21 protein-coding genes are annotated in these 20,945 nt (G+C 62.6%); 8 read left to right on the forward strand and 13 right to left on the reverse strand.

What is annotated here, in order from left to right:
- The first annotated feature begins 1 nt into the window (after position 1).
- From QMA15_RS16660 to QMA15_RS16670, 3 genes are read left to right on the forward strand one after another with little or no spacing between them, the layout of a single operon-like run.
- Positions 2–1,177 (forward strand): ABC transporter ATP-binding protein, encoded by a 1,176-nt coding sequence (locus QMA15_RS16660; protein WP_290285465.1) that lies wholly within the window; start codon positions 2–4, stop codon positions 1,175–1,177.
- Positions 1,174–2,076 (forward strand): 2-aminoethylphosphonate ABC transporter permease subunit, encoded by a 903-nt coding sequence (locus QMA15_RS16665; protein WP_020907381.1) that lies wholly within the window; start codon positions 1,174–1,176, stop codon positions 2,074–2,076. The genes QMA15_RS16660 and QMA15_RS16665 overlap by 4 nt, the downstream gene beginning before the upstream one ends.
- Positions 2,051–2,836, forward strand: a complete 786-nt coding sequence (locus tag QMA15_RS16670; RefSeq protein WP_279163804.1) for an ABC transporter permease subunit — start codon at positions 2,051–2,053, stop codon at positions 2,834–2,836. Before QMA15_RS16665 ends, QMA15_RS16670 begins: the two co-directional genes overlap by 26 nt.
- Before the next feature lie 57 nt (positions 2,837–2,893).
- On the opposite strand, the gene QMA15_RS16675 is transcribed toward QMA15_RS16670, so the two are convergent.
- Entirely contained in the window at positions 2,894–4,516 is a 1,623-nt protein-coding gene (locus QMA15_RS16675; RefSeq protein ID WP_019747998.1) for an AMP-binding protein, read from the reverse strand.
- 178 nt (positions 4,517–4,694) lie between these two features.
- Between QMA15_RS16675 and QMA15_RS16680 the strand changes: the two genes are divergently transcribed.
- Entirely contained in the window at positions 4,695–5,504 is an 810-nt protein-coding gene (locus tag QMA15_RS16680; RefSeq protein ID WP_060939588.1) for a LuxR C-terminal-related transcriptional regulator, read from the forward strand.
- 4 nt (positions 5,505–5,508) lie between these two features.
- Here QMA15_RS16680 and QMA15_RS16685 read toward each other — a convergent pair whose 3' ends face one another.
- The 5 genes from QMA15_RS16685 to dxr form a co-directional block, all read right to left on the reverse strand.
- Complete coding sequence (locus QMA15_RS16685) at positions 5,509–7,323, reverse strand: penicillin-binding transpeptidase domain-containing protein (RefSeq protein ID WP_020907378.1); 1,815 nt, start codon at positions 7,321–7,323, stop codon at positions 5,509–5,511.
- A gap of 69 nt (positions 7,324–7,392) precedes the next feature.
- Positions 7,393–8,229, reverse strand: coding sequence for a GNAT family N-acetyltransferase (locus tag QMA15_RS16690; RefSeq protein ID WP_003942692.1), 837 nt, complete (start codon positions 8,227–8,229; stop codon positions 7,393–7,395).
- A gap of 111 nt (positions 8,230–8,340) precedes the next feature.
- Positions 8,341–9,498: a flavodoxin-dependent (E)-4-hydroxy-3-methylbut-2-enyl-diphosphate synthase gene (gene ispG, locus QMA15_RS16695; protein ID WP_007734888.1), complete on the reverse strand. Its 1,158-nt coding sequence runs from the start codon at positions 9,496–9,498 to the stop codon at positions 8,341–8,343.
- Positions 9,499–9,585: 87 nt separating this feature from the next.
- The gene (locus QMA15_RS16700) at positions 9,586–10,803 is read right to left on the reverse strand and encodes a site-2 protease family protein (protein ID WP_020907377.1); all 1,218 of its coding nucleotides are present in this window, start codon (positions 10,801–10,803) and stop codon (positions 9,586–9,588) included.
- Between the two features lie 7 nt (positions 10,804–10,810).
- Entirely contained in the window at positions 10,811–11,968 is a 1,158-nt protein-coding gene (gene dxr / locus QMA15_RS16705) for a 1-deoxy-D-xylulose-5-phosphate reductoisomerase (RefSeq protein WP_020969350.1), read from the reverse strand.
- 120 nt (positions 11,969–12,088) lie between these two features.
- Here dxr and QMA15_RS16710 point away from each other — a divergent pair, with 120 nt between their 5' ends.
- Positions 12,089–12,358, forward strand: a complete 270-nt coding sequence (locus QMA15_RS16710) for a DUF2631 domain-containing protein (RefSeq protein WP_019747993.1) — start codon at positions 12,089–12,091, stop codon at positions 12,356–12,358.
- An 80-nt stretch (positions 12,359–12,438) separates the two neighbouring features.
- Here the strand turns inward: QMA15_RS16710 and rlmN are convergent, their stop codons facing one another.
- Positions 12,439–13,548, reverse strand: a complete 1,110-nt coding sequence (rlmN, locus tag QMA15_RS16715; protein ID WP_019747992.1) for a 23S rRNA (adenine(2503)-C(2))-methyltransferase RlmN — start codon at positions 13,546–13,548, stop codon at positions 12,439–12,441.
- Between the two features lie 102 nt (positions 13,549–13,650).
- Between rlmN and QMA15_RS16720 the strand changes: the two genes are divergently transcribed.
- Together QMA15_RS16720 and QMA15_RS16725 are read left to right on the forward strand one after the other, a co-directional pair.
- Positions 13,651–14,061: a lipopolysaccharide assembly protein LapA domain-containing protein gene (locus QMA15_RS16720; RefSeq protein ID WP_020969349.1), complete on the forward strand. Its 411-nt coding sequence runs from the start codon at positions 13,651–13,653 to the stop codon at positions 14,059–14,061.
- Between the two features lie 95 nt (positions 14,062–14,156).
- Positions 14,157–14,999: a CoA ester lyase gene (locus tag QMA15_RS16725; RefSeq protein WP_290285476.1), complete on the forward strand. Its 843-nt coding sequence runs from the start codon at positions 14,157–14,159 to the stop codon at positions 14,997–14,999.
- A 79-nt stretch (positions 15,000–15,078) separates the two neighbouring features.
- Here QMA15_RS16725 and QMA15_RS16730 read toward each other — a convergent pair whose 3' ends face one another.
- The 6 genes from QMA15_RS16730 to rpsB all read right to left on the reverse strand — a co-directional run bounded on the left by QMA15_RS16730 (position 15,079) and on the right by rpsB (position 20,126).
- Complete coding sequence (locus QMA15_RS16730; protein WP_060939592.1) at positions 15,079–15,807, reverse strand: class I SAM-dependent methyltransferase; 729 nt, start codon at positions 15,805–15,807, stop codon at positions 15,079–15,081.
- 6 nt (positions 15,808–15,813) lie between these two features.
- The gene (locus QMA15_RS16735) at positions 15,814–16,710 is read right to left on the reverse strand and encodes a phosphatidate cytidylyltransferase (RefSeq protein WP_003942673.1); all 897 of its coding nucleotides are present in this window, start codon (positions 16,708–16,710) and stop codon (positions 15,814–15,816) included.
- A 48-nt stretch (positions 16,711–16,758) separates the two neighbouring features.
- Positions 16,759–17,316, reverse strand: coding sequence for a ribosome recycling factor (frr, locus tag QMA15_RS16740; RefSeq protein WP_003942777.1), 558 nt, complete (start codon positions 17,314–17,316; stop codon positions 16,759–16,761).
- A gap of 43 nt (positions 17,317–17,359) precedes the next feature.
- Positions 17,360–18,088, reverse strand: a complete 729-nt coding sequence (gene pyrH, locus QMA15_RS16745) for a UMP kinase (RefSeq protein ID WP_019747988.1) — start codon at positions 18,086–18,088, stop codon at positions 17,360–17,362.
- A gap of 200 nt (positions 18,089–18,288) precedes the next feature.
- The gene (gene tsf / locus QMA15_RS16750) at positions 18,289–19,116 is read right to left on the reverse strand and encodes a translation elongation factor Ts (protein ID WP_019747987.1); all 828 of its coding nucleotides are present in this window, start codon (positions 19,114–19,116) and stop codon (positions 18,289–18,291) included.
- Positions 19,117–19,268: 152 nt separating this feature from the next.
- Complete coding sequence (gene rpsB / locus QMA15_RS16755; RefSeq protein WP_003942709.1) at positions 19,269–20,126, reverse strand: 30S ribosomal protein S2; 858 nt, start codon at positions 20,124–20,126, stop codon at positions 19,269–19,271.
- 313 nt (positions 20,127–20,439) lie between these two features.
- On the opposite strand from rpsB, the gene QMA15_RS16760 reads away from it, so the two are divergent.
- Positions 20,440–20,934: a M23 family metallopeptidase gene (locus tag QMA15_RS16760; protein ID WP_166655215.1), complete on the forward strand. Its 495-nt coding sequence runs from the start codon at positions 20,440–20,442 to the stop codon at positions 20,932–20,934.
- Positions 20,935–20,945: the final 11 nt, after the last annotated feature.

Below are 20,945 nucleotides of genomic sequence, written 5' to 3' on the forward strand. Positions count from 1 at the left end.
CATGGCAAGAACCAGACTGGGGCGGACGCTCCCCGAGACCGTCGGTGTTCACGGAGCGATCGAACATTCCGCTCCGGCCATCACCTTCGATCGCGTCAACGTCGCCTACGGCCGCGGGAAGACCGCAACCCATGCACTCGTCGATTTCAATCTGCGAGTGGCACAGGGTGAAACTGTGGCACTGCTGGGGCCCAGTGGATCCGGCAAGTCGACCGCCCTGAAGGCCCTCGCGGGATTTGTCCGCCCCACGTCCGGTTCCGTCAAGCTCGGCACCCGAGACGTCACCAATCTGCCTCCCGCACAACGCGGTATCGGCGTCGTCGTTCAGTCGTACGCTCTTTTCCCGCACATGCGAGTTTCCGAGAACGTAGCCTTCGGACTCCGAGCCCATCGCGTTCCGCGCTCGGAGATCGGCCCTCGCGTAGCCGAAGCCCTCGACATGGTCGGGATGTCGGCGTACGGAAAGCGCCTTCCCCGTGAGCTTTCCGGCGGTCAACAGCAGCGAATCGCAATCGCCCGAGCCTTGGCAATTCGCCCTGGAGTACTCCTCCTCGACGAACCACTGGCCGCCCTGGATGCGCAACTTCGCGAGAGCATGCTCGGCGAACTGGCGAGACTGCGCGCCGCACTACCTGACACAGCCATGCTCTATGTGACGCACGATCAGAGTGAAGCACTGGCGCTCGCAGACCGAATCGCAGTGATGCGCAACGCCAGACTCGCGGACATCGACACCGCCGAGGCCTTGTGGAAACGCCCGCCGTCCAGCTTCACCGCGGCCTTCCTCGGGGGTGCGAACCTGCTGCCCTGCACCGTCACACGCGTCATCGGCACCTCCGCACTGGTCTCGATCGGTGGCACGCCGTTCACCGCTCACGCCCCGCAGCCCGAGATCGGGCACATCGAATGGGAGTCCGACATGGACGCCTACCTGTGTGTTCGTCCACACGCGGTAGGCGTAACCGGCGTCGGCGCACGAGGATCATTCCCGGCGCGCATCGTCTCGAGCGTCTGGCGCGGTTCCACGACGCGACTGACGCTGGCTGTCCGTGGCCTCGACGACGTCCGCGTCGACGTGGATGTTCCAGGGCACGACGAACGACCGGTCGACACCGAAGTGGGCGTCGTCTTGCCCACGGACGGCAGTGTCCTGGTGCCGGCGGATCGCCACCCATGACGACAACCTTGGAACGCCCTGAAACCGCTGTGCCCCAGCACAAAGACCCGATCCCGTGGCGCCGGATCGGGTGGACGCTACCGCCGCTGCTTCTTGTCCTCGTGTTTGCTGTCTATCCCACTGCGCGTGTCCTCACGGAATCGCTGAGCACCGGAAGCGGCACCGGGTTGTCCACGTGGTCGTCCGTGCTCGGTTCGGAACTGTTCCGAACCGCACTGTGGCGGACCATCCAGATCGCCGTGGCGTCGACCCTGGGGTGCCTGATCCTGGGAACCTTCCTCGCCTTGGTGCTTGCCTTCGTTCCATTCGCCGGATCCAAGGTGGTGGGGCGATTGATCGACACGGTGCTCGCCCTGCCGTCATTCCTGATCACGCTGGCGTTCACGTTTCTGTACGGCACGGCCGGCGCCGTCAACGCCTTGATCATCCGCATCACCGGCGACGCGAGCGGCCCGCTGAACTTCCTGAACACTCCGTTCGGAGTCATCGCGGCCGAAATCACCTTCTTCACACCCTTTGTCGTGCGTCCACTGTTGGCCGCGTTCACCCAGATTCCGCGTGAACAGCTCGACGTTGCAGCCAGCCTCGGCGCGTCACCCGTCCGAGTTCTGCGGCAGGTGGTGATGCCGGAAGCGTGGCCAGCCCTCCTGGCCGGTGGATCACTCGTACTTCTGATGACACTGAATGAATTCGGCATCGTGCTCTTCACCGGAGCAAAAGACGTCGTAACTCTTCCGGTCCTCATCTACACCCGCGGCATCGTCACCTTCGACTTGCCCGGCGCGGCAGTGATCGCGACGGTCCAGGTCGCACTCTCACTCGGCCTGTACTGCCTCTACCGATTCACCTTCAACAGATTGATGGGAGGCAGCCGTGCTGCTGTGGACACGAAGCTCTAGGGCCCTCGTACTCGGATTCTTCACCCTGGTCGTCGCGGTGGTTTTTGTCGCGCCCATCGCCACCGTCGTCGCGGCTGCCTTGGCCGGATCGTGGACCGGTCCACTTCCGTCGAATCTCGGCGGCAAGAACTTCTCCACGGCGCTGTCCGACGAGAACTTCGCCAGCCTGATCGTCAGTTTGCAGACTGCATTCATCTCGGGAGCATTGGCATTGATCGTCGGAACGTGGGCCGCGCTGGCCTCTCCTGAGGCACCGATGTGGCTGCGGCGCATCACCGATGCCGTATTCCATTTACCGATTGCGGTTCCGTCGGTCGCGATCGGCTTGGGTCTGCTCATCACTTTCAACGAGCGCCCACTACTGCTCGGCGGCACCAAATGGATCGTGATTCTCGCTCACACGGTTTTGGTGCTTGCCTTTGCCTTCAGTTCCGTATCGGCCGCGCTCGAACGGCTCGATCCCGCCTACCGTCAAGCTGCCGAATCACTCGGCGCCGGCCCAGTGCGGGTGCTGACGCGGGTGACGCTACCGCTGCTGCTCCCAGCGTTGGGTGCGGCCGCCGGGCTTTCCATCGCACTGTCGATGGGTGAGCTGGGCGCAACGGTCATGGTCTACCCGGCGACATGGAAGACCTTGCCGGTCAGCATCTTCGGACTCACCGACCGCGGCCAGGTATTTCTTGCCGCAGCAAATACGACACTGCTGCTTGCAGTTACCCTGATCGCCCTCATGGTGGTCGGCAGAATCCGTCGGCGCTGACCTTGCTGTGCGCCTTTATTAACCGCCGGGGGTTAATAAAGGCGCACAGCAAGGGGTTTATCCCTTCCGCAAGATGTACCGCTGAACCTTGCCGCTCGGGGTCTTGGGCAGGTTCGGAACAAAGTGCACCGTGCGTGGGTACGCGTGCGCTGCAAACTTCTTCTTCACCAGGGTTTGCAGTTCCTTCTCGAGTTCGTCGTCACCGTCGACACCTTCGCGAAGTACGACGAACGCTTCGAGGACCTCACCGCGCAACTCGTCGGGCATGCCCACCACTGCCGCCTCGATGACGTGCTCGTGCATGACCAGCACGCTCTCGACGTCGAAGGGACCGATGCGGTAGCCCGCCATGATGATGACGTCGTCGTCGCGCGAGGAGAAGAAGAAGAATCCGTCCTCGTCCGTCATTCCGGCGTCACCGGTGATGTACCAGCGACCGTCTTCGCTGAATCGCTGCTTCGTCTTCTCCGGCGCATCGACGTACCCGGTGAACCACATCAACGGACTGTTGTGAGTATCGATCGCCACGCGTCCCTGAGTGCGAGCCGGTGCGATGTCATCCGAATTGTCCTCCAGCACAGCGGCAGACCAGCCCGGCAACGGACGACCCATGGATCCTGGACGGACGTCCTCGCGGAGTCCGTCGGCCCAGGCGTTGACAATGAACATGCCGTGCTCGGTCTGGCCGTAGTGATCACGAACCTCGACGCCCAACGAGTTCTTCGACCACGCAACAACATCCGGGGTCAAGGGCTCACCGGCCGAGGACGCGCGGCGAAGCGAGATGCCTTCCGGAACGGGCGCCTTGTCGGCACGCAGACTGCGGTACACGGTCGGAGCAGCGGCAAAATTGGTGACACCGAACTTCTCGATGATCTGCCACGTCAGCGGCGCGGAGAATCCGGCGTGCAGCAGAATGCTTCGCGTTCCCGCGGCAAGCGGACCGAGCAACGCGTAGTACAGCCCGTACGCCCAGCCCGGGTCTGCGGCGTTCCAGAACACGTCGTCCTGACGGACGTCGAGGCCGAACTCCTGGTAGGCATGGAACGACGCGAGCGCGCGCACCGGAACCGGCACGCCCTTGGGTGTCCCCGTGGTGCCACTGGTGAACAACTGCACCATCGGTGCGTTGCCGCCGACTGCCTGAGCAGCGCCCTTCGGGTCTTCGGCATCCTGAGCTGCGACAAGTGCATCGAAGTCCAACTCGTCACCGGCCGCGCCGCCCGCGACGATGACCTGCCACGCTGCGTCGGCGGGGATGTCCTCACCCGGCGCGAGCTTGTCGAGCTGATTGGCGTCGGAAACGACCACCTTCGCGCCACTGGCCGTCAAGCGGAAAGCGATGGCCGGCGAAGCGAACGCCGTGAACAAGGGCACGTGGACCGCGCCCCGGCGCCAGATTCCGAGGAGCGCGACCACGAGGTCCGCAGACTTGCCCATCAAGGTCGCGACGTTGTCACCCGGCTCGACTCCGAGGTCCGCCAGAGCTGCCGCGAAACGCGCGGACTGCTCACGTAGATGACCGTAAGTGAGGTCCACCGAGCTAAGGTCTGCCTCGACGACGGTGAATGCAACGCCATCCGCGGGATGCCGATCGCAGAGCAATTCTGCGGCGCTGGCATGCGGGGTGTCGTACTGGTCCAGCAGCTCGCGCACCCGTGCGGTGGGATCGGTGCTCATCAACTTGCTCCTTATCGATCGTCGTATGGTTGGCCCGACCGGTTACGTTGGCGGCTCGTCATACGTACTGTTCACCCCCTATGATCTAGCTCACAAGAGAACTTCACTACCCCCAGAAAGGGGTACCTGCGTGAATCGACATGCTTCGTCACTTCTGCGTCCCCGCGACGGGGACGCTATGCGAGGTGAACTCCGAACAATTGCAGCTCAGGGCGTTGTTCCCGTGCTGTTCGGAGGCGAGGTCCAGGACGGAACCCTGCACCTGAGCGAATTCGTCGGCACCCGCACCAACAATCTCAAGGGCTTGGCCATCCCGCCGCGCTCGGGCATGGGCGGACGCGTCGTCGCCCAGGGTTCACCGATCACCGTCAACGATTACGGCAATTCGCAGTCCATCACTCATCACTTCGACCGGCCTGTTCTGAGCGAGGGCCTGCATTCGATCATCGCCGTTCCGGTCATGGTGTCCGGCAAATCGCGCGCGGTCCTCTACGCCGCGATCCGCGACTCCGCTCCCCTCGGCGATCGCACAGCAGACGTCATGGTCAGCGCATCCCGGCGTCTCGGGATGGAGTTCGCCATCCGCGACGAGGTCGATCGTCGCCTGCAACTACTTCAGGCCGCCGCCGCGACCACCGCCGACGGTATGTCTTCGGAAGAGATCCGCGGAGTCCACGCCGAACTACGCAGTGTCGCCCAGACCGTGACCGACACCGACTTGCAGACCAAGCTCCGCGGACTTTCCCAGCGTTTGGCCAACCTGCTGCGCCCTACCGCCGACGCCGAATCCGCCGTCGCACTCACCCCACGTGAAGTGGATGTTCTCTCGCAAGTCGCACTCGGCTGCACCAACATCGAAGCCGGCCAAAGGCTTTCCCTTCGACCTGAAACAGTCAAGAGCTATCTGCGAAGCGCGATGGGAAAGCTGGACGCGAGCTCACGCCACGAAGCCGTGGTGACCGCCCGCAGGTTGGGACTGCTCCCCTGACGGGTCAGTAGCCCTCCGGCAGAGCGGTGAGCATGTCGCGGGTGACTGCGACGGCGTTGTCCGAACTTCCGCCCCGCACAACCAGAGTGGCGAAGGCCAGGTTGCCGCGATAGCCGACGAACCACGCATGCGATCCCCCGTCGACCTCGGCTTCACCGGTCTTGCCGTACACCTCACCCTGATCTTCGACGCGTTCTGCAGTACCGCTCGTGACCACGAGTCGCATCATGCCGCGCAGACCGTCGACCATGGCCGGCGTGATCGCCGGGCGCTCACCGTCGATGGTGGTTTCGCGCCCCGAAATAAGTTGCGGCACCGGAGTCGAACCGTTCGCGACCGTCGCAGCTGCCATCGCCATTCCGAACGGACTGACCACGACCTTGCCCTGACCGAACCCGTCTTCCGTCCGCTGGACCAGGTCCGACGCCGGCGGCACCGAACCGGAATCGATCGGCAATCCCACCACGTTGTAGTCCTGGCCGATGCCGAACTGCGCTGCGGCAGTGGTCAACGTGTCTGCCTGCATCTCGCTGGCCAACTTGGCGAAGGACGTGTTGCACGAACGCGCGAAGGCCGTTGCCATCGGCACCGTGCCGAGTGCGAACTCGTTGTAGTTGGGCACGCTGCGCTCGCCGATCTCGATTCGGCCCGGGCATGGCACCATCGTGTCGGGGGTCGCCTGACCGGTCGAAATTGCCGCACCTGCCGTGATGATCTTGAAGGTCGAACCAGGCGGGTACTGACCCATCGTCGCGACCGGCCCGTCGCGGTCAGCTGCCTTGTTCTGCGCGACGGCCAGGATCGCGCCACTCGACGGTTCGATCACCACCATCATCGCCTGATCCTTGTTCACGTTCACCGCGCGCTGAGCAGCGATCTGGATGTTGCGGTCCAGACTGATACTGAACGACGGAACCGGTTGTGGCGCAGTCTCGGTCAACACGTCGGTGTCGACGCCGTTCTGGTTGACCGTGACGACACTCCAGCCGGCTTTGCCGTCGACCTCGTCGATGATCGTCTTCTTGATCTGCCCGAGAAGGTCAGGCGCGAACTCCGGGTCGGTCGACACGAGATCCGATTCGTCCGATACCGATACTCCCGATATCGCACCCAACTGCGCCGAAACTTGGTCGTAGTCATCACTGCGCAGCCGCGTCACGAGATAGTCACCCTTGACGGCCGTCGAGGATTCGGCGATCGACTGACCGGTCAGCGACGCATCGAACCGCCCGAGAACACTTGCGAGACTGTTCGCGGAACCTATGATGTCGTTGCTCTTGGAGCGATCGAACTTCACTCGGTAGACGATTCCCGGCACCAGGACGTCGGTCCCCGAATGCTCGTTGACCCGCGCTCGCGGCGCCGCGGTTGCCCGCAACGACATCGTCTGCTTGTCACCGAGGCGCGGATGAACGTCCGTCGAACTCCAACGGACGGACCAGTCGCCGTCCTTGCGTCCCATCTGCAGCTCGCCGTCGTACGTCCAGACGCGGTCTTTCGGCAGGTGCCACTCGTAGGTGTAGCCGACCGTCGCAGTGTCACCGTTCATCTTCACCGACGTGGTCTCGGCAGTCATCGACTCCGCCTGAAGCGCATCCCAGGTGTCACTCAATACAGGACCCGCGGAATCAGGCCGGTCCGTCATTTTTGCTGCCTCGTCGATGTCCCTGTCACCGAACGCACTCAGGAACTGCTGCGCGACGGGCTCGGGGCCGGCGGGTTTCGGAGTACACGAACTGATCCCCACCGCCAAAAAGATCACGGTGCAGGAGGCCAACAGTTGGGCCGAGCGACTACGAGAGAAATGCCGAGTGTTCATCGAGCCCCATAGTAGGGCGACAAATGCTCCACCCAGCGTAGGCGCGACCATTGCACGCAGCTTGGACGCTCAGTCGAGCAGCACCGTCGAGAAGGTCGCGACCTGCCGGAATCCCACCCGCGAATAGGTCGACCGCGCAATCGTATTGAAGCTGTTGACGTACAGGCTCGCAATGCGGCCGGTCGCCATGATCGACTCCGCTACAGCCGCTGTACCGGTCACGCCGAAGCCCTGCCCACGAAATTCCGGGTTGACCCACACGCCCTGAATCTGGCCACAGCGAGCAGACATCGAACCGACCTCCGCCTTGAAGACGACCTGGCCGTCCTCGATATGCGCCCACGCTCGACCAGCGGCGATCAGGCTTGCCACACGATGTCGATATCCGCGCCCACCGTCGTTTGCACGCGGATCGACGCCAACCTCTTCGATGAACATCGCGATCGCGGCAGGCAGATAGATCTCGAGTTCGTCCGAGCGAACCTGCCGCACCAGTGGGTCCGACGGGCATGCCAGCGGCTCGGATACCGCGAGCAACGGCTGTTCGGGGCGAACCTCCCGCGCAGTTCCCCAATCGAGCTCGAGCATCTCCCACAGCGGCAACGCCAATTCGGCGCGACCGACCACCGACGAGCACATGCGCGGAATCCGACAGGCGCGGTCAGCGAATGCCCGAATGTCATCCGGATCGCCTCGAAGTGGAACCAGATTTGCCCCGGCAAAGCACAGCGAGGACAACGGCCCGCCTCGACTCCACAGCTCGCCGTGAATCATTCGTGGGTCGACACCGCATTCTTCGACGCGCGCGGCAATCATGCAGGCGGCCACCGGATCGGCGTCGAGTACCCGTCGGACGTCTTCGAGATCTCGACTTCCGACCTGCTTGGCTCCGAGGAGTTTGAGCATCCGTCAACCCCCTCGACTCGACTGCGCGTCCACGAATATCACTACCCGATCATGATGCACTCAGATTGCCACGAACCTGACACCGACGGGGAAGATTCATCCGGCAATCACTCAACTCACGGTGACGACCGGCGCACCCTCCGAAGCGTCACCCTCCATGCTTTCGGCGATTTTCATCGCTTCTTCGATCAAAGTCTCGACGATCTGCGCCTCGGGCACCGTCTTGATGACCTTGCCCTTGACGAAGATCTGGCCCTTGCCGTTGCCGGACGCCACACCGAGGTCAGCCTCACGTGCTTCACCCGGTCCGTTCACGACGCAACCCATGACTGCCACGCGCAGCGGGATCTCCATGCCTTCGAGGCCTGCAGAGACCTCGTCGGCAAGTGTGTAGACATCGACCTGTGCACGGCCACACGAGGGGCAAGAGACGATCTCGAGCTTGCGGGGACGCAGGTTCAGAGACTGCAGAATCTGGTTACCGACCTTGATTTCTTCGGCCGGCGGGGCCGAGAGCGAAACCCGGATGGTGTCGCCGATACCCTCCGCGAGCAGCGCACCGAAGGCGACCGCGGACTTGATCGTGCCCTGAAACGCCGGCCCTGCCTCCGTGACGCCGAGGTGCAACGGGTAGTCGCACTTGGCGGCGAGTTGGCGGTAAGCCTCGACCATGATCACCGGATCGTTGTGCTTGACGGAGATCTTGATGTCACCGAAGCCGTGCTCTTCGAACAACCCGGCCTCCCACAGCGCGGACTCGACCAACGCTTCGGGCGTCGCCTTGCCGTACTTCTCCATCAACCGAGGATCGAGCGATCCCGCGTTGACACCGATACGAATCGGAATGCCTGCATCACCGGCAGCCTTGGCTACCTCTTTGACACGGCCGTCGAATTCCTTGATGTTGCCCGGATTGACGCGCACCGCAGCGCATCCCGCATCGATTGCCGCGAAGATGTAGCGCGGCTGGAAGTGGATGTCGGCGATAACCGGAATCTGGCTCTTCTTCGCAATGATCGACAACGCGTCCGCGTCTTCCTGACGCGGGCAGGCGACACGGACGATGTCGCAACCGGACGCGGTCAGTTCCGCGATCTGCTGGAGCGTTGCATTGACGTCGTGCGTCTTCGTGGTGCACATGGACTGCACCGAGATGGGGAAATCGCTGCCCACACCTACCGTGCCGACCTGCAGCTGCCGTGTCTTGCGTCGAGGAGCAAGAATCGCTGCGGGTGCCGAGGGCATTCCCAGTCCGATAGGGATGGTCACGTCTGTGCCTTCTTTCATAGCTTCACTGCAAGTTTAGCCGGGCGATCGCCGCACTACCGCGCGGCAACCGTCGCCATGCTCACACGGTCAGAAGATCTTGATCGGATTGACGATGTCAGCCGTGAGTGTCAGCAACATGAACGCGCCACCGATCACGATGAATACGTAAGTAATCGGAAGGAGTCTCGTGTAGTCGACGGGACCGCCCGGAATCAAGCCGCGGCGAGCGCGGAACCAATCGCGGATCTTCTCGTAGAAGACCACCGCGATGTGACCGCCGTCTAGCGGCAACAGCGGCAGAATGTTGAACACGCCGAGGAAGAAGTTGATCGACGCGAGCAGTCCGACGAACATCGGCCACTCGGCTCGATCAGCGGCCTCGCCACCGATCACGCTGGCGCCGACCACGCTGATAGGTGTGTCCAGCGCCCGCTCGCCGCCCGTGATCGACTCCCACAGAGCCCCCACCTTCGACGGAATGTCAGCCAACGCCTTCACTGAGTCGACCATGATCTGTCCGGTGTAGTCGAAGGCTGCCGGAACAGCAGAGAGCGCGTTGTACTCGATCAGATTGCTGACACCCTCGATTCCGACAGCGCCTACCTTTGCCAGTTCCGGCGTTGTGCTGCCCTCTTTGGCTACGTAACGCTCAACCGGCGATACGTCGACCGGAACTTGAACAGTCTCGTCGCCGCGCTCGACTGTGAGCGTGACTGTCCCGGACTTGTCGCGGATCGCCGCGGAAACCTTGGCGAAAGTGTCCGTCGGTTGACCGTCCACCGCGACGATCCGATCGCCGGCAGCAATTCCGGCTGCCTCCGCCGGGCCGGTACCGGTGCAATCCGCGAGTTTCCACCCCTGATCCTGACCGAGTTGCGTCGGAGCAACACACGTCACGCCCTTGACAACAGGCGGTGCCGGCTCCGAACTAGTTCGACCCCAACCGAGGAGCAATGCGTAAATCAGGAGGAACCCGAGAATGAAGTTCATCGCGATACCGCCGGACATGACGACGACGCGCTTCCACGCCGCCTTCTTGTACATCGCGTGCGGCTCTTCTTCGGGTGTCATCTCGTCGAGAGCCGTCATACCGGCGATGTCGCAGAATCCACCGAGCGGCAGCGCCTTGAGGCCGTACTCGGTCTCACCTCGACGGAACGAGAAGATCTTCGGTCCGAAGCCGATGTAGTAGCGGCGAACCTTCATTCCCAAAGCCTTGGCCGTCCACATGTGGCCGGCTTCGTGCAGGGCGATGGACACGCCGATGCCGAGGGCAAACAGCACTACGCCCAGTGCAAAAACCATGAAAGCTCTAGCCCTCCTGCTTCACGAGCTGACGCGCTCGTGTGCGTGCCCAGCCGTCTGCGGCCAGAACGTCGTCCACGGTAACCGGTTCCGCGGACCATTGACCTGCATCGTCGAGAACAGCGGCCACCGTGCGGACGATCGCCGGGAAGGAAATGACACCGTCGAGGAATGCCTGAGCCGCCACTTCGTTGGCCGCGTTGTAGATCGCGGTGAAGCAACCGCCGGATTTGCCCGCGCTTCGCGCCAGATCGACGGCGGGGAACACCGACGAATCGAGCGGCTCGAATTCCCAGGTGGAGGCGGTGGTGAAGTCGCATGCCGACGCAGCACCTTCGATGCGGTCCGGCCAGCCTAGAGCGAGAGCGATGGGGAGCTTCATGTCCGGCGGGCTTGCCTGCGCCAGCGTCGACCCGTCGAAGAAGGTGACCATGGAATGCACGATCGACTGCGGGTGCACGGTGACGTCGATGCGGTCGTAGTCGATCCCGAACAGCAGGTTCGTCTCGATCAGCTCGAGGCCCTTGTTGACCAGAGTTGCCGAATTGAGGGTGTTCATGGGCCCCATCGACCAGGTGGGGTGCGCTTTCGCCTGAGCTGGATTCACACTTTCGAGATCCTCGGCGCTCCAGCCACGGAACGGTCCACCCGAAGCGGTGAGAACCAACCGAGCCACTTCGTCGCCTGTTCCACCACGTAGACACTGGGCAAGCGCCGAATGCTCCGAGTCGACCGGCACGATCTGACCGGGTGCGGCGGCTTTGGTCACCAGCGCTCCGCCGGCGACAAGCGATTCCTTGTTCGCCAGCGCAAGGCGCGCTCCCGAGTTCAACGCCGCCAGAGTCGGTTCGAGTCCCAACGAACCGACGAGTGCATTGAGGACAACATCGGCACCGCTGTCCCGAACCAGTTCCGTCACGGCGCTCGGTCCCGAACGGGCGGTTACCGATTCCAGCGCCGATGCCGCTGCAGGATCGGCGACGGCGACGTCCGTGACGCCGGTTGCACGAATCTGTTCGCCCAACAACTCGACGTTGTTGCCGCCCGCTGCGAGACCGACTACTTCGAAACGATCGGGGTTGGCTGCGATGACCTCCAGCGCTTGGGTACCGATCGAACCGGTACTGCCGAGGAGGAGGACGCGGGTACGTGTGGTTTCCTGCACTCGCCCATTGTTCCTGATAACACCTGAGAACAACCTTATCGACGCCCAACTACGTACGACAGGCAGTCGTATGTCACCATATTGGGCAGTAGTGCAACCGAATGAGCAGGAGGATCGACCGTGGCCGATACCCAGTTGGACGTCAAGTCCAGCGCCCCCGTCGTGGTCTCGCACGTCGATGAGGCCGAGGTCCCCTCTGCCGCATGGGGGTGGAGTGGTGAAGGACTCAAGTTTTTCCGTTTCCTCGGATGGTTCTTCGCAATATTCCTGCTTCTGATGATGATCGGAAACCATCACGGCAAGGTCGAGGATCTGTGGCTCATCGGCACTGCCGGATTGATGATCTTCGTTCTGGTCCGCGACATCGTCATCCGTCGCCGCCCGCGCTAGAGACCTGACAAAGAGAAGGCCTCCACGAACGAAAGTTCGTGGAGGCCTTCTCTTTATGTGTTTTTCAGGCCTGGAGGGTTTCAGTTCTCGGCTGCCAGCTGGCCACAGGCTGCGGCGATTTCCTGACCGCGCGTATCGCGCACAGTGCACGAGACGCCCTGGGCGATGACCCGACGCACGAACTCACGCTCGACGTCCTTGGGGCTCGCGTCCCACTCGCTACCCGGAGTCGGGTTGAGCGGAATCAGGTTGACGTGCACCAACCCGCCGAGTGCTTTCTTCAGCTTCTTGCCCAGCATGTCCGCGCGCCACGGCTGATCGTTGACGTTCTTGATCATCGCGTACTCGATGGACACACGCCGACCGGTCTTGTCTGCGTAGTACCGGGCAGCCTGAAGTACCTCCGACACCGACCAGCGATTGTTGACCGGCACAAGTGTGTCGCGCAGTTCGTCGTCCGGTGTGTGCAGCGATACCGCCAGCGTGACGCTCAGGCCTTCGTCAGCGAGCTTGCGGATAGCGGGAGCGAGGCCGACGGTCGAGACCGTCACGGACCGCTGAGACAGGCCGAGCCCGTCGGGTGCGGGCGAAGTGATGCGTCGTACCGCTGCCACCACGCGCTTGTAGTTCGCCAATGGCTCGCCCATACCCATGAACACGACGTTCGAGAGGCGTCCGGGTCCGCCGGCAACATCACCGTCGCGCATTGCGGCCGCTGCCTCGCGAACCTGATCGACGATCTCGGCGGTCGAAAGGTTGCGGTCGAGGCCGCCCTGACCCGTCGCACAGAACGGGCAGGCCATTCCGCAGCCTGCCTGACTCGAGATACAGAGCGTCGCCCGATCGGGATAGCGCATCAGGACGCTTTCGAGCAGCGTTCCGTCATGCGCCTTCCACAGGGTCTTGCGAGTGTCGCCCGAATCGCACGCGAGGTGCTTGATCGGGGTCAACAAGGTCGGGAACAGCGACTCCCCCACCTTCTCGCGCACCGATGCGGGGAGATCGGTCATCTTCTCCGGATCGGCTTCGAGCCGCGCGTAGTACTGACGCGCGAGCTGATCGGCTCGGAAAGCCGGAAGGCCGAGCTCTTTCACCGCTTCTTTGCGCTCGGCGGAATCGAGATCGGCGAGGTGCCGTGGAGGCATTCCGCGCTTGGGTGCAGTGAAAACGAGGGGAAGAGAGGCAGCCATAGTTACACCATTGTCCCATTGTTTTGGGGTGCTACCCCACTGCCACCCGATTGTGGCCGGATTACCCGTGCAACTTTGCGCAGGTTGCGTGATGATCATGTCATGTCAACCACACCAGAGGATCCGTCGAACTCCCCCGTGTACGGCCCCGCCGACGGTTTCGGTCCCGATCCGGAACTTCCGAAGGTGGGCGAGGACAAGGCAGTGGAAAAACACGATCCGGAACCGACACCGACGCCTGAACCGGTGCCGACCGGAACGTCGGTCACCGACCGAACCAGAGCTGCGACGACCTGGGTTGGCCTGGTCATAGGCGCAATTGTGCTGATCTTACTGCTGGTGTTCATCCTGCAGAACCTCGAGAGCGTCTCCGTCAAGATCCTCGCCTGGCAGATCGACTTTCCGCTCGGAATCACGATCCTGCTCTCCGCGATCGCGGGCGCATTGATCATGGCGTTGGCAGGCGGGGTTCGCATCATTCAGATCCGGCGCGCAGCGAAGCGGCAGATGTGACTGAAATCTAGTTACGCAATTGGGTCGATCGATGGGCCAGCAGGCATCATTGATGTCGTGGAAATCACCGGAAAGGCCCTGATGTGACTACTCACATGGAGAGACCTGTGACCTCGCGAATTGCCCCACAGCAGGCAAGATCCTGGCTTCTCGTCCCCGCGTCCAAACCGGACACCTTCGACGCCGCACTCGCGAGTGCGGCCGACGCCGTCATTCTCGACCTCGAGGATGCCGTCACCGCACCCAACAAACCGGCGGCCCGCCGCGACGTCGCCGCATTCCTGAGCGAACACAATCACGCCTGGGTTCGGATCAACGATGCCACGACACCGTTCTGGGAAGAGGATCTGGCCGCACTCGCGGGCCTCCCCGGACTCGAGGGTGTCATGCTCGCAAAGACCGAAAGCGGTCAGCAGGCCGACGCCACGGCCGAGCGACTTCCCGAAGGCACCAAGATTCTTGCTCTCGTCGAATCCGCGGTAGGACTCGAGGCTGCGCCCGAGATCGCACGCACAGACGGCATCTTCCGTCTCGCATTCGGCAGCGGCGACTTCCGGCGCGACACTTGGATGGACGACTCCCCCACGTCGATGTCGTACCCGCGTTCGCGGCTCACCATCGCCAGCCGCGCGGCACGCATCGCTCCGCCGATCGACGGTCCCACGCTCGGCCCCGATCTGGATCTGCTCGCCCGAGACTGTGCGATCACCTTGTCACTCGGTATGGCCGGCAAACTCTGCATGACCACCGCGCAGACTGCCCCCGTCAACGCGGGACTGAGTCCATCCGTGGCCGACGCGATCTGGGCTCAGAATGTCATCGACGATCTCGGCGAAGACGGCTCACGCGTGCGCGATGGCAGCGACCTGCCCAAGCTCGCCAAGGCGAAGAAGATTCACAAGCTCGCCACCCTGTTCCACATCCCCACCGATCACTGATTTTTTTACTACTGAATCGGTGCAGAAAACGTCAGGCGCTCAAGTCGGAGCGCCTGACGTTCGTCTTTTGAGCCCGCTTTCACGCAAGTTCGAGTGATCGTGGTTTGGACCGAACATGGATCCGGTATCGCACCGTGAAGCCCAATCCCGTTACTTGCGAGAACGCACGCTCGGCAGTCTTCTCGGTGAACTCGATTCCGAGTACCCGCCGCAAGTCGTCTCGATTCTCGAACTCCCACCGGGCGTCGACACGCGTGAGCGAGAACCCTTGAGCCTCGAAGAATCCTTCGACCGCCGCGGGATCGTATTTGGGCAGATCCGCCCTCATCCACTCTCCGTACGGGCCGGCGCTCACATCGAGATCCACGATCAGCAGGGCTCCCCCGGGCCTCAGGATGCGCATGGCTTCACGAATTCCCGGGCCGCAGCCTTTGCCGAAAAAGTACGCCGTACGGGCATGAACGAGATCGACTGAAGCATCCACCAGACTCGTGGACTCTGCTGAACCCTGGACTACGTCGATCGACGCCGAATCGCGGGTTCGTTCCCGCGCGGCCTTCACCAGCGGCGCGTGCGGCTCCACTCCGACAACACGACGGGCAGTACGAGCGAACTCCGGTAGATGGAACCCCGCCCCACAGCCGACGTCGACGACGTCGCGTCCAGACCAGTCGACCTGGGCTCGCATCGCGGCCCAGATGGAACCGTCGACGTCCTGCGCGCGGTTCTCGATTTCGTACACGTCCGGCCAATGCCAGATGTTCGGGCTGGGGATCGGCTTGGAACGGCCGGAGAAGAAATCACGCACGCGAAATCAGACGAGTGCGTACAGAATCAGCCAGGTGACAAATGCCGACGGCAGGAGTGAATCCAGGCGATCCATGATTCCGCCGTGGCCGGGAAGCAGGGTTCCCATGTCCTTGATGCCGAGTTCACGCTTGATCTGCGATTCGATCAGGTCGCCGACCGTCGCGACTACCACCAGGACGACACCGAGCAGGACGCCGATCATCGAGTTCGCGTCGAGGATCAACGTCACCGAAAGCAGACTGCCGATGACGCAGAAAATGAGGGAGCCGACAAATCCTTCCCAGGACTTCTTCGGACTCACAGCCGGCACCATCGGGTGCTTCCCGAACAGCACTCCGGCCGCGTAACCGCCGATGTCGGAGCACACGACACCGATCATCAGGACGAAAACGCGACCCGGGCCGTCGTCTTCGAGCACCATCAACGCACCGAATGACGCCAACAGCGGGATCCACGCCAGAACGAACACCGTGATGGAGGTGTCTCTCAGGAAGTTCTTCGGGGTCGCCTTGAGCCCGTGGTCGAACAACCGCCACACCATGCACACCAGGACGGTCGCGGTGAATCCGCTGAGAACCCCGACCGGTCCCCACGGCCAGCCGAGCCAGATCGTGGCTTGCCCTCCGACGAGAAGCGGAATTCGCGGCACCTCGATGTCGGCTTCACGAAGCCGCGTGGTGACCTCCCACGTCGCGATGAACATCGCGATCGCGACGACAGCGATCCATCCCGGGGGCAGGAAGATCAAAGTGCCGATGACCAAGGCTCCGAGACCAGCTCCGACGCCGATGGCGGCAGGTAGGTTCCTGCCCGCCTTCGACTTCGGCGGTTGCGCGCCCTCAGCGCCGCCCGTAGGCCCGTCCGTGACGGGACCACCGGCGGTTCCCTCTTGTGCGTGCACCCAAACTCCCTGATCTACTCCCGACGACAAACACTGCAAATGAGGAGGCTATACCTCCATCAACTCTGCTTCCTTGTGCTTGACGAGTTCCTCGACCGTGTGCACGTACTTCGCCGTGGTCTTGTCGAGTTCTTTCTCTGCGCGACCGACCTCGTCCTCGCCGGCTTCACCGTCCTTCTGGATCCGGCCGAGTTCGTCCATCGCCTTGCGGCGGATGTTGCGCAGCGTGACCTTCGAGTCCTCGCCCTTGGACTTGGCCTGCTTCACCAGTTCACGACGACGCTCTTCAGTGAGCTGCGGAACCGAGATGCGGATGATGCTGCCGTCGTTGGACGGGTTCACACCGAGATCCGAGTTGCGGATCGCCGTCTCGATCGCGTTGAGCTGCGAAGCCTCGTACGGCTTGACGATGACCATGCGGGCCTCGGGGACGTTGATGCTCGCGAGCTGCGTGATCGGCGTGATCGAACCGTAGTAGTCGATCACGATGCGCGAGAACATACCGGGGTTCGCGCGTCCGGTGCGAACCGAGCCGAGATCGTCCTTGGCTACCGTGACAGCCTTTTCCATCTTCTCTTCTGCCTCGAAGAGCGCTTCATCGATCACGGCTGTTCCTCCATGTTGTTCTGCATCATTTTTTGGGTGTCACTCACGACTTGATCAGGGTGCCGATCTTCTCACCGGACACCGCGCGAGCGATGTTTCCTTCGGTGAGGAGGTTGAACACCATCATCGGCATCGAGTTGTCCATGCACAGGCTGAACGCCGTCGCGTCCGCGACCTTGAGTTCACGTTCGATGACCTCGCGGTGCGTGATCTGTTCGTACATCGTCGCGTCCGGGTCGATACGCGGGTCGGCCGAGTAGACGCCGTCGACGGCCTTGGCCATCAGCACTACCTCGGCACCGATCTCCAGCGCGCGCTGCGCAGCAGTGGTGTCGGTGGAGAAGTAGGGCATACCCATCCCGGCACCGAAGATGACTACGCGCCCCTTCTCGAGGTGCCTACGTGCGCGAAGCGGAAGGTACGGCTCGGCGACCTGTCCCATGGTGATTGCCGTCTGCACTCGAGAATCGACGCCGGCCTTCTCCAGGAAATCCTGCAGAGCGAGGCAGTTCATGACGGTGCCGAGCATGCCCATGTAGTCGGAGCGCGCGCGATCGAGGCCACGCTGCTGCAGTTCCGCTCCGCGGAAGAAGTTTCCGCCGCCGATGACCACTGCAACCTGCACGCCCGATCGAACGACCTCTGCGATCTGCTCAGCCACCTTGGTGACCACGTCGGGATCGAGACCGACTTTGCCGCCTCCGAACATTTCGCCGCCGAGTTTGAGCAGGACCCGCTTGAATCCTGGACGTTCGTTGGCTGGTTCGGACATTGTTCTCCTCAGTTCGATACAAGACCTTGTAGGTCCTTCATTCTTCTTCTGCCGCCGAATCGGACACCGCGACATAGGAAAGCCCCCGGGACTCGTCCCGAAGCACTCTTATCCTGCCTCATCGGAGGCCCCAGGTACACGTAGACCCCGCCGGTAGAGCAAATGCTCTTCAGGCGGGGTCCATGTGTACGGGCTCCGAATTAAGCGGAGGCGCCGACCTCGAAACGCACGAAGCGCTTGATGGTCACGCCTGCCTCGTCGAGGATCGCCTTGACGGTCTTCTTGGAGTCCGTGACCGAAGACTGCTCGGTCAGAACGACGTCCTTGAAGAAACCGTTGACGCGGCCTTCGATGATCTTCGGCAGAGCCTGCTCGGGCTTGCCTTCTGCGCGGGCGGTCTCCTCGGCGATGTGACGCTCGGAAGCGACGATTTCAGCGGGAACCTCGTCACGCGTGACGTACTTTGCCTTGAGTGCTGCGACCTGCATTGCAGCGCCGCGAGCGGCCTCAGCAGCAGCATCGCCTTCGCCGGTGTACTCGATGAGAACGCCGACAGCGGGCGGCAAGTCGGAGCTGCGCTTGTGCAGGTAAACGGCAACGGGGCCGTCGAAGGAAGCGACGCGGCTCAGTTCGAGCTTCTCGCCGATCTTCGCGGACTGCTCGGCAATGACGGTGTCGATGGTCTTGCCGTCGAGCTCGAGCGCCTTGAGAGCGTCGAGGTCCGCAGGCTTGCCAGCAGCAGCGACGGTCACGATCTCGTCGGCCAGCTTGATGAACTCGTCGTTCTTGGCGACGAAGTCGGTCTCGCAGTTGATCTCGATCATGACGCCGTCCTTGGCGACGACGAGACCCTCAGCGGTGGTGCGCTCTGCGCGCTTTCCGACATCCTTCGCGCCCTTGATGCGCAGCTGCTCGACGGCCTTGTCGAAATCGCCGTCTGCATCTGCGAGTGCGTTCTTACATGCCATCATTCCGGAGCCGGTGAGCTCACGGAGCCGCTTGACGTCAGCGGCGGTGTAGTTCGCCATGATTAGCGAGCCTCCTCATGTGTCTGTTTCGGACCTAGGACTAACGGTGAAGCACGGCCTAGCGGTGAAGCACGGCCTGACGGTGGTGCTCGGGCCTAACGGTGAAACGGCCCTGACCAAAAGAACTCTTGGTCAGGGCCGGTTTCAACGAATCAGGCCTCGGTGGCCGGTGCCTCTGCGGCGGGGGCTGCCTCAGCCTCTGCAGCCGGAGCTGCCTCAGCCTCTGCAGCCGGAGCTGCCTGCGAGAGCAGTTCCTGCTCCCACTCGGCGAGGGGCTCGCCTGCGCCGGCTTCGGGCTTCGCGTCCTTGTCGGCGCTCAGTCCTGCACGTGCCTGCACACCTTCGGCAACCGCGGAAGCGACAACCTTGGTCAGCAGTGCTGCGGAACGGATGGCGTCGTCGTTGCCCGGGATCGGGTAGTCGACGAGGTCGGGGTCGCAGTTGGTGTCCAGGATCGCGATGACCGGGATGTTCAGCTTGCGAGCCTCGGCAACTGCCAGGTGCTCCTTGTTGGTGTCGACGATCCACACCGCGGAAGGAACCTTGGCCATGTCGCGGATACCACCGAGGGTGCGATCCAGCTTGGTCATCTCACGCGTGAGCATGAGGATTTCCTTCTTGGTGCGACCTTCGAATCCACCGGTCTGCTCCATTGCCTCGAGCTCCTTGAGGCGAAGCAGACGCTTGTGAACGGTGGTGAAGTTGGTGAGCATGCCGCCGAGCCAACGCTGGTTGACGTAGGGCATTCCGACGCGAGTCGCTTCGGAAGCGATGGACTCCTGCGCCTGCTTCTTGGTGCCGACGAAGAGGACGGTGCCGCCGTGGGCAACGGTCTCCTTGACGAACTCGTACGCCTTGTCGATGTACGTCAGCGTCTGCTGGAGGTCGATGATGTAGATGCCGTTGCGGTCGGTCAAGATGAATCGCTTCATCTTCGGGTTCCAGCGACGGGTCTGATGTCCGAAGTGGGTTCCACTATCGAGCATCTGCTTCATGGTTACGACAGCCATGGCTGTGTACCTCAAACTTTCAATCCGGTTGATGCAGGCGATCGGGTGATCCCTGCCCTGGCACCCGCACGGCCGTCGGACCTGTTTCGTGAGAACCAGGACCAGCCGAGGCCGGAAAACGTGCGCGGGCGCGCGAAGTCGGACTGTGCGAGCACAGACCGCTCGACAAGTGTACGTCCTTGTCCGCGGATGCCATAACCACCCTGTAAGCAACAGACCGAACCGGCGGTTGTGGATCGGCGATCATCCTGTGGATTACCCGTCTGATCTGCATTGAAGTGCGTGCGACTCCACGCAAGATCAAGGAATGACGATGTTGCTCGGAGCTCGACGAGGAGTGGTCGTTGCCGTGATCTCCTGCTGTGTCGCCGTAGGCACGGCGTCGGCAGACACGCGTTTCGACTGGCCGCTCGCTCCCCGGCCGCACGTGGAACGCGCTTTCGACAAACCGGCCAAGAATTGGCTGCCGGGTCATCGCGGGGTCGATCTCGGCGGCAGTGCCGGCCAATCCGTCCTCGCGGCCGGCGACGGCATTGTGGTGTTCGCGGGAGTGGTCGCCGGAAAGCCGACGGTGTCGATAGATCATTCCGGCGGCCTACGCACGACCTACGAACCCGTCGTGGCAGTCGTTCGCGCAGGTCAACGCGTCGCCGCCAGGGCCGTGATCGGAACCCTCGAAACCGGGCACGAAGGGTGTGCTGTCGAAGCATGTCTGCACTGGGGCTTGCGCCGTGGACGCGAGTATCTCGATCCACTCGGACTCGTTCGGACGCAACCGCTCAGGCTCAAGCCATTGAAAGGAGGCTGACCGGTCGCAGA

The sequence above is a fragment of the Rhodococcus sp. APC 3903 genome (assembly GCF_030407755.1).
Classification (GTDB): Bacteria; Actinomycetota; Actinomycetes; order Mycobacteriales; family Mycobacteriaceae; genus Rhodococcus_F; species Rhodococcus_F erythropolis.

Excerpts from the sequence above, each read along its gene's own strand:
- QMA15_RS16660 (WP_290285465.1), top strand. The coding sequence starts at position 2 with ATGGCAAGAACCAGACTGGGGCGGACGCTCCCCGAGACCGTCGGTGTT.
- QMA15_RS16665 (WP_020907381.1), top strand. The coding sequence starts at position 1,174 with ATGACGACAACCTTGGAACGCCCTGAAACCGCTGTGCCCCAGCACAAA.
- QMA15_RS16675 (WP_019747998.1), bottom strand. The coding sequence starts at position 4,516 with ATGAGCACCGATCCCACCGCACGGGTGCGCGAGCTGCTGGACCAGTAC.
- QMA15_RS16680 (WP_060939588.1), top strand. The coding sequence starts at position 4,695 with ATGCGAGGTGAACTCCGAACAATTGCAGCTCAGGGCGTTGTTCCCGTG.
- QMA15_RS16685 (WP_020907378.1), bottom strand. The coding sequence starts at position 7,323 with ATGAACACTCGGCATTTCTCTCGTAGTCGCTCGGCCCAACTGTTGGCC.
- QMA15_RS16690 (WP_003942692.1), bottom strand. The coding sequence starts at position 8,229 with ATGCTCAAACTCCTCGGAGCCAAGCAGGTCGGAAGTCGAGATCTCGAA.
- QMA15_RS16700 (WP_020907377.1), bottom strand. The coding sequence starts at position 10,803 with ATGGTTTTTGCACTGGGCGTAGTGCTGTTTGCCCTCGGCATCGGCGTG.
- rlmN (WP_019747992.1), bottom strand. The coding sequence starts at position 13,548 with ATGGCTGCCTCTCTTCCCCTCGTTTTCACTGCACCCAAGCGCGGAATG.
- QMA15_RS16720 (WP_020969349.1), top strand. The coding sequence starts at position 13,651 with ATGTCAACCACACCAGAGGATCCGTCGAACTCCCCCGTGTACGGCCCC.
- QMA15_RS16725 (WP_290285476.1), top strand. The coding sequence starts at position 14,157 with ATGGAGAGACCTGTGACCTCGCGAATTGCCCCACAGCAGGCAAGATCC.
- pyrH (WP_019747988.1), bottom strand. The coding sequence starts at position 18,088 with ATGTCCGAACCAGCCAACGAACGTCCAGGATTCAAGCGGGTCCTGCTC.
- tsf (WP_019747987.1), bottom strand. The coding sequence starts at position 19,116 with ATGGCGAACTACACCGCCGCTGACGTCAAGCGGCTCCGTGAGCTCACC.
- rpsB (WP_003942709.1), bottom strand. The coding sequence starts at position 20,126 with ATGGCTGTCGTAACCATGAAGCAGATGCTCGATAGTGGAACCCACTTC.
- QMA15_RS16760 (WP_166655215.1), top strand. The coding sequence starts at position 20,440 with ATGTTGCTCGGAGCTCGACGAGGAGTGGTCGTTGCCGTGATCTCCTGC.